This window comes from Sphingosinicella sp. CPCC 101087 (assembly GCF_004151485.1).
In the GTDB taxonomy this organism is placed as follows: domain Bacteria; phylum Pseudomonadota; class Alphaproteobacteria; order Sphingomonadales; family Sphingomonadaceae; genus Allosphingosinicella.
In genome coordinates this window covers 1-9,992 of sequence record NZ_SBFF01000025.1, presented here as the reverse complement: position 1 = coordinate 9,992, position 9,992 = coordinate 1, and the positions used below count along the sequence as shown (strand labels likewise).

The following is a 9,992-nucleotide window of genomic DNA, read 5'->3' as shown; positions in this document are numbered from 1 at the left end:
CTGGAAATCACCCAGGAACAAGGCTCCGCCCCGGACCGGGTGGTGCTCGGCGTCGCCGTCGAGGAGCGAGCCACCGGCGAGCTTCAATTCTCCGCCGGTTTCTCCAGCCTCGAGCGCTTCCTGGTCAACCTTTCCATCCGGCAGCGCAACTTCCGCGGCCTCGGCCAGGAACTCCGTGCCGCGGTCAATTATTCGAGCTATTCCAAGTCGGTCGAGCTGGGCTTCACCGAGCCTGCCTTGTTCGACCGCAACATCGCCGTCGGCTTCGACATCTACCGGCGCGACCTCAACAGCTTCAACTTCTTCAACAACGATCGCCAGACAACCTACCAGCAGGTCAGCACCGGCGGCCAGCTTCGCGCCGGCGTGCCGCTGACCGAGAATCTCAGCCTCGCGCTGCGTTACGGCCTCGTCTATGACGAGGTGACGCTCAGCGAGGAGCTGTTCTTCACCGATCCCGACGGCTCCGGCCCCGAGCCGGCGGAGTGCGATCCGCTGAAGGCGGGTCGCTATCTGTGCGACGTGATCGGCAACCGGCTGACGTCGAGCGTCGGCTATTCGCTGCTCTACAGCACGCTCAACAATTCGATCCGGCCGAGCCGCGGCGAGCGCCTGCTGTTCAGCCAGGATTTCGCCGGCGTCGGAGGCGACACGCAATATCTGCGCACCCGCGCCAGCGCCGCCAAATATTGGAACGTCTTCAACAACTTCATCTTCTCCGTCTCACTCGAGGGCGGCTATATCCACAGCTTCGAAGAGGGCGGGCCCAACCGCGATCCGCTGCGCCTCACCGACCGCTTCTTCCTCGGCAGCCCGCAGATTCGCGGCTTCGACATTCGCGGCGTCGGGCCGCGCATCCAGCGCCGCTTCTACATCACGGACGAGGATGGCGACCCTGTGCTGGATGATTCCGGCAACCCGACCTTCAACGACGATCCCAACAGCATCGTCGACGACGCGATCGGCGGCCGCGCTTATTATCTCGGCCGGGCCGAGCTCGAGATCCCGCTCGGCTCGGGTGCCCGGGACCTCGGCCTGCGTCCATCGGTATTCGTCGACGTCGGCGCGCTGTTCGGCGTGCGGCGGCCGGCGGTCGACGACATCCCGCCGGGCGACCCCCGGCTGTTCCAGCCGATCCTCGATTCGAGCGGCTCGCGGCAGTGCACCACCGGCGGCACGAGCCCGGTGGTCACCCCGATCCCGCCGAGCGGCACCTGCCCGACGGGCACCGACCTGCTTCAGGTCCAGACGATCCAGCCGTTCCGGGAATTCTTCCTTGGGAACACGCCGAGCCCGCGCGTTTCGATCGGCATCGGCGTCAACTGGAATTCTCCGTTCGGACCGTTCAGGATCGACATAGCCAAAGCGCTTCTTTCCGAGCCTGGCGATGACACCAAGCTCTTCACATTCAACGTAGGGACTGCCTTCTGATGAACAGATTCACCTTTGGCGCGGCTGCAGCCGCACTCGCTTTCGCCCTTCCGGTCGCCGCGCCGGCCCAGCAGCTGCCACCCGCCGTGGTCGGCGTCGTCGACACCGACCGCATCATGCGCGAGTGCACCGTCTGCGCCGCAGCGAACACCCAGCTGCAGCAGCAGCTCCAGCAGCTCCAGCAGCGCGCCGACGCCTTGCGGACGCCGATCCAGACCGAAGGCCAGGCGATCGAGACCGCGCTGCGCGCGCTGCCTCAGGGCCAGCAGCCCGATGCGGCGCTCACCCAGCGCATCACGGCCTTCCAGACCCAGCAGCAGACCGCGCAGCAGGAAATCGGCACGCGCCAGCAGCAGGTCGAGCGCAACGTCGCCTTCGTGCGGCAGCAGATCGGCCAGCGCATCGAACCGGCGATCCAGCAAGTGATGCAGCAGCGCGGCGCCACGATCGTCGTCGATGCCGGCGCGACCCTGGCCATCGCCCAGTCGGTGGACATCACCCCGGCCGTCCTGGCCGTGGTCAACCAGAACACCACGCCGCTCAACGTCAACGCACCGCCGCCGCAGCAGCAGGCGCAGCAGCCGCAACAGCAGCAGCCCCAGGGCCGTTAATGCCCAATCTGGCCGGAGACACCGGTGCCGCCATCGGCCCGCTCGACGTGAGGCGGGTGATGGCGGCGCTGCCGCATCGCTTCCCGATGCTGCTGGTCGACCGGGTCGAGACGATCGAGATCGACCGGCGGATCGTCGCCACCAAGGCGGTGACGATCAACGAGCCTTTCTTTGCCGGCCATTTCCCCGGTCGGCCGATCATGCCCGGCGTCCTGATCGTCGAGGCGCTGGCGCAGGCCGCCGGCATACTCGCGGTCGAATCCCTCGGCCTCGCCGGGTCGGGCAAGCTGGTCTATTTCATGGCGATCGACGGCGCGAAGTTCCGCACTCCGGTCGAACCCGGCGTGCTGCTGACGCTCGACGTGGGGTTCGTCCAGAAGCGCTCCAGCGTCTGCAAGTTTGCCGGACGAGCCTCGATCGGCGACAAGCTCGCCGCCGAGGCCAACTTCACGGCGATGATCGCGGATCCTCCGGCGGATTGAACCGGGCGCGTTGCCCACCCAAAGCCCAGTGACTGCGCGGGCGCTCAGGTCGCCGGCTGCCAGACCCCCTCGCGACGCTCGATCCCGAAGATGTCCCTGATCCACGGTCCTGCGAAAATCTCGGCCGGGGCGCCGTCGGCGGCGATCCGCCCGCTTTGCATGACCAGAAGCCGGTCGGCATAGCGGCCGGCCGCGTCAAGATCGTGGATCGCGACCAGCGCCGCCCCACCTTCCTTGGCGAGATCCGCCTTCAGCATCTCCATCAGCCGGATCTGCCAGAGCGGGTCGAGATTCGCGGTGGGCTCGTCGAGCAGCAGCAGCCTTGGCCGAGGCGCCAAGGCGCGGGCGATGAGGACGCGGCTGCGTTCGCCGGTCGAGAGCCGGTCGACCCGGCGCTCTGCCACCGCTCCCAGGTCAAGCCGCGCGATCGACGCCTCGACCTCCTCGGGTCCGGCGCCGCCGAGCCGGACGAGGTCGCGCGCCAGCAGCGGCCAGCGCAATTCGCGCGTGGCGGGCAGATAGGTCAGCAGCCGCACCCGCCGCGCCGGCCCGGCACGCCATGGATCGTCACCGTCGATCCGCACGCTGCCCGACGGACCGCCGATGCCGGTGACGGCATGAAGCAGGCTGGTCTTGCCGCTGCCGTTGGGGCCGATGAGGCAGACGATCTCGCCGGCCGCCAAAGTCAGGCCGGTCTCGGAAAGCCGACCCGGCAGGGCGAGGCCTTCCGCCTGGAGCAGCGCCGTCACGACCGAAGCCTGAAGCGCATATGGGCGACGAGCCACAGGAAGAAGGGCGCCCCGAGCAGGGCGGTGACGACGCCGATCGGCAGCGTCCGTCCGAGCGGAACGGTGCGGACGGCGAGATCGGCCGCGGTGAGCAGCAGCGCCCCGATCGCCGCCGCGGGCAGCAGTGCGCGTCCGGGATGGCCGCGGGTCAGCCGCCGGGCGAAGATGGGTGCCACCAACCCGATGAAGCCGATCGCGCCGGCGATCGCGACGCAGGCGCCGACGCCCAGGGCGGTCAGGCAGACGATCTGCAGGCGAAGCCTCAGCACGTCATGCCCGAGCGACTGGGCGACCTCCTCGCCGAGCGCGAGGCTGTCGAGCGGTCCGGTGAGCCGCAGCAGCCAGGCAATGGTCAGCAGCGCCGGAACCGCGGCGAAGGCGGTCTGGGCGAGGCTCCGGTCGACCAGTGATCCCATCAGCCAGTCATAAGCATCATAGAATGCGAAGGGGGAGGGGGCGAGGGCGAGCGCCAGCGTCGTCAGGGCGCCGGCAAGCGCGCTGATCGCCAGTCCCGAGAGCAACAGGGTCGCGGTCTCCGCGCGCGGACCCGCCAACGCGAGCAGAAGCGCGAGCGCCCCGAGCGCTCCCGCCACCGCTCCGAGCGAAAGGGCGATCGGGGCGGTGAAGCCGAGCAGGTAAGCGGTGACGACCGCGCCCAGAGCAGCGCCGCTGGTGGTTCCGGTAAGATCGGGCGAGGCGAGCGGGTTGGCGAACAGGGCCTGGATCGCGGCGCCCGATGCGCCGAGCGTCGCGCCATAGACCAGGGCCAGCGCCGCACGGGGAAGCCGAAGCTCGACGAGCAGCGCCCAAGCGAGCTCCGGGTCTTGCGGGAACAAGGCGGCGATCGGGCTCCAGGGCGTCGTCAGCGAGGCGATGAAAGCCAGCGAGAGGAGTAAAGCCAGACCGGCGGCGAGGGCGCGGCTCATCGCGCCGCCTCGCTGCGCAAGCGCTCGATCTCGTCGATCATCGCCGGACCAAGGCAGGTCCATGGCCGCCCGTCGGTCACGATCGTGCGCGACCCGCGCGCGCGACGCGCCGCCGGATGGTTCAGCCAGCGCTGCTCGGCCGAGAACTGGCCGGAACGATAGTCGCTGCGCAGGAGCACCTGCGGCGGTCGTGCGATCAAGGTCTCGAGCGGCACCCGGTCGCCCTGAACCGGCCGCTGGCGCAAGCCGGCGAGCGCCATCCACTGGGCGGCGAGACCCTGCGCCGGATAGGTGCGGCCGCCGCCGCCGAGCCAGATCGTGTCGGTCCGGGCCGCTGGCGCCGTGGCCCGGAGCGCCGCCATCCGGCGCAGCAGGGCGCCTCCGGCGGCGGGCCGGCCCAGCGCGCGGGCCACCATCCGGACGCTGCGCGCCACATCGTCGAGGGTGAGCGGGAAGGGGAGATCCAGGGTCGCGATGCCGAGCCTTTCCGCGATGCGCAGCCGGTCCCGGGCGCCGCCACCCATGGTCACCACCAGGTCCGGACGCAGCGCCGCCACCGACAGCAGGCTGCCGTCATTGCGACGATAGCGTTGCGCCTGACGCCACAGGCTCGTCTCCGCCGCCTGCTGCGCGAGATGGGTGACCGAGACGATCTGATCCGGCGCGGCGAGGGCCAGGACCAGCTCATCGGTACACAGATTCAGCGACGCCACTCGCCGCGGCGCGGCCGCAGCGGGCTCGGCAAGCGCCGGTGCGGCGAGCGCCAGGCTAATTGCCGAGAGCGACGCGAAGACCCGCATAGACCGTACGTCCCGGCGTGTTGTAGCCGACCACGTCCTGATAATCCGCATCGAACCCGTTTTCGGCGCGAGCGAACAGTTCCAGCTGCGGAAGCAGCCGGTAAGCGATGTTCAGCGAGGCGAGGACATGGTCGTCGAGCCGGACCGTGGCTGCCGGAACGAGGTCGAAGTCGGTATCGATCCGTGCTCCGACATAGGCCAGGCTCGTCCCCCAGCGGAAACGGCCGGACCTGCCATGCGCAATGAGATTGAAGCTGTGCCGCGGGCGGCGCACCTCGCGCAGCAGGGCGGTGCCGGCCACCCTCTGTTCGTCCGCGTCGAGGAAAGTGTAGTTGGCGAGGATCTCGAGCCGCTCGTCGGCGCGATAGCCGAGCGCGGCTTCGACCCCGTCACGCCGGCTCGTGCCGTCGGCATTTTCGGTGCTCGACAGGAAGGTGACCGGATCGAAGACGTCGACGATCTCGTCTCTCAGCCGTGCCGAAAAGCCGGTAACCTCGGCGGAGAAGGCTCCGCCGGCCCATCGAACCCCCGCCTCCCAGCCACGCGAGCGCTCCGGGGCGAGCGCAGGATTGCCGACGAAGGAACCAGGAAAAAAGCCATAGAGATCGAAGAAGGTCGGCTGGGCGATGCCCTCGCCATAGGCAGCATGGAGGGTCCAGCCCCGCGCCGGACGGACGAGCAAGGCGGCGCGCACCGTCGTGGCATCCTCGAAGGCGCTGAACCAATCACGGCGCACGGCGACATCCGTCGCGACGGCCTCGCTCCATTCGGCCCGCCACTCGCCCACCAGGCCGGCGAGCCTGCGCTCCCGGTCCTGTGCGGTGGCGCCGCCGAATGCGGTGTCGCTCGCCCGGAATCCCTCCGACTGATGATCCACGGCAACTATCAGCCGGTGGCTGCCAAGTTGCCGTGCCACCTGTCCGCCGAAAGTCAGCCGGTCGCCGAAGGTCACGTTGAGCGGCGCACCGGCCAGCCGATTGCGATTGGCGCTGTCGAGATAGGCCGCTTCGCCTTGCACCGACCAGTCGTTGGCCTCGTAAGACGCCCAGGCGCGCGTCGCGCCGATCCGGTTCTCGGTCTCGTCGAGCGTGTCGGCGCGAAGGAAGGTGACCGGATCGAATCCGTCAAACTGGCTGCTGCCTTCGACCCAATGGCCCGTCGCCCCGGCTTCGAACCCGCCCGTACGATAGACCGCCTTGAGGGTGGCGTTGAACTGGTCGAAGCCGTCGCGCTCGCCGCCTCCCCCGAAGGAGTCGATCCCGTCGCTGCGCTGCCACCCTGCCGCGGCGTTGATCCCGACGTCGCCGGTGCGAATGGCGTATCGGCCGAACAGCCGGGCGCTGTCGAGCCTTCCATATTCGGCCAGCGCGGCCAGGCCGCGTGCTCGAAACGGGTCGGCAGTATCGACGGCGACAACGCCGCCGAGCGCCTCGGCGCCCCAGAGCGCCGACTGAGGACCGCGCACCAGCTCGATCCGCGACAACAGGTCGGCGCCGAGCAGCTCGAACCGCGCCTCGTTGCCGGCGGCTGGATCGTTGAAGCGTATCCCGTCGACGAACAGCAAGGTGTGGCCGGCCTCGGCACCGCGCAGACGCACCTGGGTCTGAGTGCCGCGCGGCCCGGTCGCGGCCACCGAAACTCCGGGGGTCAACCTCAACAGGTCCGCCGCGGCGGGGAGGGACAGATCCTCGAGCACAGTCTCGTCGAGCATTGTCGCCGACACCGGCGCCTCGTCTGCGCCAAGCGGCTCCCGGGCGGCGGTGACGAGGATGGATTCACCCTCGAGCGCGGCGGCCGCGAGGAAGAGAAGGGAAGGGGACATCGTAAACCTCCGTTGAGCGACACGTCACTGTCGTCACGGAGGTACCGCGCGGCTTTCGCCACGCCGTGCCACGCGCCGCAGGCTGATCCCGGCCGGGCGCGGACGACGGCGAAGGCAGGTCTCCTGGCTCGCGGGTCACCGCCTGGTCTTCCCCACTTCAGGGAAGGGGCTATCCGCTTACAGTTGCGGGCACAGCGCCGGAATTTCACCGGCTTCCCATTTTCACCGCCTTTCGAGGGGCGGCACCTTCACAGAGACCCGGCTAGAGCGGTCCAGCCAGACTTGTCAATCGTGCCCCCAGTCGCTAAATCGCGCCCTGTCTGACCCGCAGGCTGGTCGGAACCAGCCAAAATCACGGAAGAACAACGACATGAAGACCGGTACCCACCCCGAATACCATATGATCAAGGTGCAGATGACCGACGGCACCGTGTTCGAGACCCGCTCCACCTGGGGCAAGGAAGGCGACACGCTGCAGCTCGACATCGATCCGAAGGTCCATCCGGCGTGGACCGGCGGCGGGAACCGCATGCTCGATCAGGGCGGCCAGGTGGCTCGCTTCAACAAGCGTTTCGGCGGTCTGACCCTCGGCAAGAAGTGAGGGCGCGGCGTTCCGGCCCCAGATCGGGCCGGAAACCATGACCGGAAGCTCGCGGGCCATCCCGTCGATCGAAACCGCGCGCCTGCGGCTGCGCGGCTTCCGTGAATCCGATCTCGATGCCCAGGCGGCTATTCTCGGCGATGCGGAGGTCACCCGGCATCTCGGCGGGGCAGTCCTCTCGCGCGAGGATAGCTGGCGCCGAATGCTCTGTGCGCCCGGCCTGTGGACGATCCTCGGCTACGGCTATTGGGCGGTCGAGCGTCGCGACGATGGGGTCTTTCTCGGCCAGGTCGGGTTCGCAGACTTCAAGCGCGACATGAAGCCCTCTATTGAGGGGCTTCCCGAAATGGGCTGGATCCTCGCTCCCCATGGCCAGGGGCAAGGCTATGCCTCCGAAGCCGTGGCGGCCGCCCTCGACTGGGCCGACGCGGAGCTCGGGGCGCCGGAGATCACCGCGATCATCGATCCCGAAAATGCGCGCTCCATCCGCCTCGCCGAGCGGTCGGGCTTCGACCTGCGCGAGGACGCGACCTATCGCGGAGAGCGGATCCTGCTGTTCAGGCGGCGGCGGTAGACAGCGCCCCGCCGCGATCGGCCTGGGCGGGATCCGGTCAGTTATTGCGGTCGTATTCGCGCCACTCGCGGCGGGTCATGCACACCCGGCGATTGTCGCTGAGGCGCGAACCGGTATCGGCCTGGATACGGCGGCAGACGCGCTCTTCATCGCGCGACTGGGCGCGGCCCGGGGTTGAACTCGCCTGGCCGGACGGAGCCTGGGCGGTGGAGCCGGCATTCTGCGCGACGGCGATCGAAGGCAGCATCACGGCGGACGCAACGACGAGCACGAACTTCATGTGGTTCCCCTCCACCCCCCGGCTTCAGACGAATGAAGCGGGGCTGCTAAGAGAAGCAACGACGCGCTTCAATCCCCCATTGTGGGGAGAGTCCCTCACTCGGACGCTGCGCCGGACCCCAGCTGTGGGCTGCCCTGGTCGGCGACCTGGCGGTGACCGTCTATGACGATCGGGGAGGCCACGCCGGGTATGCCGCCCCGGTCTATTTTCAGGCCGCGCGCTACCACCTGGGGATCGGCGAAGACCTGGGCGACGTCGTTGATCGGCCCGGCCGGCACGCCGGACGCGGCAAGCGCAGCGAGCAATTCGCCGCGATGACGCTGGGCGACCAACGGGGCAAGGGCAGCCGTCAGCGCCGCACGGTTGTTCACCCGGTCGGCATTGCTGCCGAATCGCGGATCCTCGCCGAGCCCAGGTTGGCCCAGCAGGGCGCACAACCGCCGGAACTGCCCGTCATTCCCGACCGCGATGATGACATGACCGTCGGCGACCGCGAAGGTCTGATAGGGAGCAATGTTGGGATGGGCGTTGCCGAGCCGATGCGGAGTGTCGCCGGAAACCAGGTAGTTCATCGCCTGATTGGCGAGCACCGCTACCTGGGTATCGAGCAATGCCATGTCGATATGGCAGCCCTCGCCGGTGGCGTCGCGGCCCCGTAGCGCCGCGAGGATAGCGGTCGACGCATAGACACCGGTGAAGATGTCCGCGAAGGCGACGCCGATCTTCTGCGGCTCGCCGCCCGGATCGCCGGTCAGGTCCATGATCCCGCCCATCCCCTGGATCATGAAATCGTATCCGGCGCGCTGCGCATAAGGCCCGTCCTGCCCGAAGCCGGTGATCGAGCAATAGACCAGATGCGGATTGACCGCGCGCAAGGAGGGATAGTCGAGCCCGTACCGGGCGAGCCCGCCCACCTTGAAATTCTCGATCAGCACGTCGGCTTCCCGGACCAGCGCGCGCACCTTCTCCTGCCCCTCCGGCGTGTCGAGCTCGATGGCGATCGAGACCTTGCCGCGATTGCAGCCGTGGAAGTAAGCGGCGCTTCCGTCGGCAGCGAAGGGCGGCCCCCAGCCGCGCGTATCATCCCCCGAACCGGGCCGTTCCACCTTGATCACCTCGGCGCCGAGGTCGGCGAGCAGCTGGCCCGCCCAGGGGCCCGCCAGGATGCGGGCCAGCTCGATCACCTTGAGACCGGAGAGCGGCTTGTCCATCCCAGGCTCCGGCTCCTCTCTAGAAGGCGGCGAGGCCGGTGATGGCCCGGCCGAGGATCAGGGCGTGGACGTCGTGGGTGCCTTCGTAGGTGTTGACGGTCTCGAGGTTGGCGGCGTGGCGCATCACCTGGAACTCGGCGCTGATGCCGTTGCCGGCGTGCATGTCGCGGGCGATGCGGGCGATGGCGAGCGCCTTTCCGACATTATTGCGCTTGATCCGGCTGATGGTCTCGGGGACGAGCTCTCCGGCGTCGAGGCGGCGGCCGACCCGCAGCGCCGCCTGCAGCCCCAGGGCGATCTCGGTCGCCATGTCGGCGAGCTTCAGCTGGACGAGCTGGGTCGCGGCGAGCGGGCGGCCGAACTGCTTGCGTTCGAGCGTGTAGCGCCGTGCCGCCTCGTAGCAGGCCTCGGCCGAGCCCATCGAGCCCCAGGCGATGCCGTAGCGGGCGCGGTTGAGGCAGCCGAA

The 9,992-nt window shown here is 68.8% G+C and carries 12 protein-coding genes and 1 riboswitch; of the genes, 5 read left to right on the top strand and 7 right to left on the bottom strand.

All coding sequences use genetic code 11. The features are described from left to right. The 3 genes from EKM57_RS21595 to fabZ form a co-directional block, all read left to right on the top strand. Positions 1 to 1,431, top strand: a 1,431-nt coding sequence (locus EKM57_RS21595; RefSeq protein ID WP_165357618.1) for a BamA/TamA family outer membrane protein, incomplete at its 5' end; no start/stop codon positions are given. Then, positions 1,431 to 2,042, top strand: coding sequence for an OmpH family outer membrane protein (locus EKM57_RS21590; RefSeq protein WP_129794610.1), 612 nt, complete (start codon positions 1,431 to 1,433; stop codon positions 2,040 to 2,042). The genes EKM57_RS21595 and EKM57_RS21590, both read left to right, overlap by 1 nt. After that, complete coding sequence (fabZ, locus tag EKM57_RS21585; RefSeq protein ID WP_129794609.1) at positions 2,042 to 2,524, top strand: 3-hydroxyacyl-ACP dehydratase FabZ; 483 nt, start codon at positions 2,042 to 2,044, stop codon at positions 2,522 to 2,524. Before EKM57_RS21590 ends, fabZ begins: the two co-directional genes overlap by 1 nt. A gap of 44 nt (positions 2,525 to 2,568) precedes the next feature. On the opposite strand, the gene EKM57_RS21580 is transcribed toward fabZ, so the two are convergent. The 4 genes from EKM57_RS21580 to EKM57_RS21565 are packed head-to-tail and all read right to left on the bottom strand — an operon-like array spanning position 2,569 to position 6,860. Continuing rightward, a complete protein-coding gene (locus tag EKM57_RS21580; RefSeq protein WP_165357617.1) occupies positions 2,569 to 3,273 on the bottom strand; it encodes an ABC transporter ATP-binding protein in 705 nt (234 codons plus the stop codon). Continuing rightward, positions 3,270 to 4,238: an iron ABC transporter permease gene (locus tag EKM57_RS21575; protein ID WP_129794607.1), complete on the bottom strand. Its 969-nt coding sequence runs from the start codon at positions 4,236 to 4,238 to the stop codon at positions 3,270 to 3,272. The genes EKM57_RS21580 and EKM57_RS21575 overlap by 4 nt, the downstream gene beginning before the upstream one ends. Next, positions 4,235 to 5,038, bottom strand: coding sequence for an ABC transporter substrate-binding protein (locus EKM57_RS21570; protein ID WP_165357616.1), 804 nt, complete (start codon positions 5,036 to 5,038; stop codon positions 4,235 to 4,237). The genes EKM57_RS21575 and EKM57_RS21570 overlap by 4 nt, the downstream gene beginning before the upstream one ends. Continuing rightward, on the bottom strand, positions 5,007 to 6,860 hold the full coding sequence (locus EKM57_RS21565) for a TonB-dependent siderophore receptor (RefSeq protein ID WP_129794605.1): 1,854 nt from the start codon (positions 6,858 to 6,860) through the stop codon (positions 5,007 to 5,009). Before EKM57_RS21565 ends, EKM57_RS21570 begins: the two co-directional genes overlap by 32 nt. 95 nt (positions 6,861 to 6,955) lie before the next feature. Continuing rightward, positions 6,956 to 7,125: riboswitch (cobalamin riboswitch) on the bottom strand. A 105-nt stretch (positions 7,126 to 7,230) separates the two neighbouring features. Between EKM57_RS21565 and rpmE the strand changes: the two genes are divergently transcribed. Both rpmE and EKM57_RS21555 read left to right on the top strand, forming a co-directional pair. Then, entirely contained in the window at positions 7,231 to 7,461 is a 231-nt protein-coding gene (gene rpmE, locus EKM57_RS21560; protein ID WP_129794604.1) for a 50S ribosomal protein L31, read from the top strand. Positions 7,462 to 7,498: 37 nt separating this feature from the next. Continuing rightward, the gene (locus tag EKM57_RS21555) at positions 7,499 to 8,035 is read left to right on the top strand and encodes a GNAT family N-acetyltransferase (RefSeq protein ID WP_129794603.1); all 537 of its coding nucleotides are present in this window, start codon (positions 7,499 to 7,501) and stop codon (positions 8,033 to 8,035) included. A 37-nt stretch (positions 8,036 to 8,072) separates the two neighbouring features. On the opposite strand, the gene EKM57_RS21550 is transcribed toward EKM57_RS21555, so the two are convergent. The 3 genes from EKM57_RS21550 to EKM57_RS21540 all read right to left on the bottom strand — a co-directional run. Then, positions 8,073 to 8,315: a hypothetical protein gene (locus EKM57_RS21550; RefSeq protein WP_129794602.1), complete on the bottom strand. Its 243-nt coding sequence runs from the start codon at positions 8,313 to 8,315 to the stop codon at positions 8,073 to 8,075. 95 nt (positions 8,316 to 8,410) lie between these two features. Next, positions 8,411 to 9,526, bottom strand: a complete 1,116-nt coding sequence (locus EKM57_RS21545; RefSeq protein ID WP_129794601.1) for a CaiB/BaiF CoA-transferase family protein — start codon at positions 9,524 to 9,526, stop codon at positions 8,411 to 8,413. A 19-nt stretch (positions 9,527 to 9,545) separates the two neighbouring features. Continuing rightward, on the bottom strand, positions 9,546 to 9,992 hold a 447-nt coding region (locus EKM57_RS21540; protein ID WP_256386930.1), incomplete at its 5' end, for an acyl-CoA dehydrogenase family protein.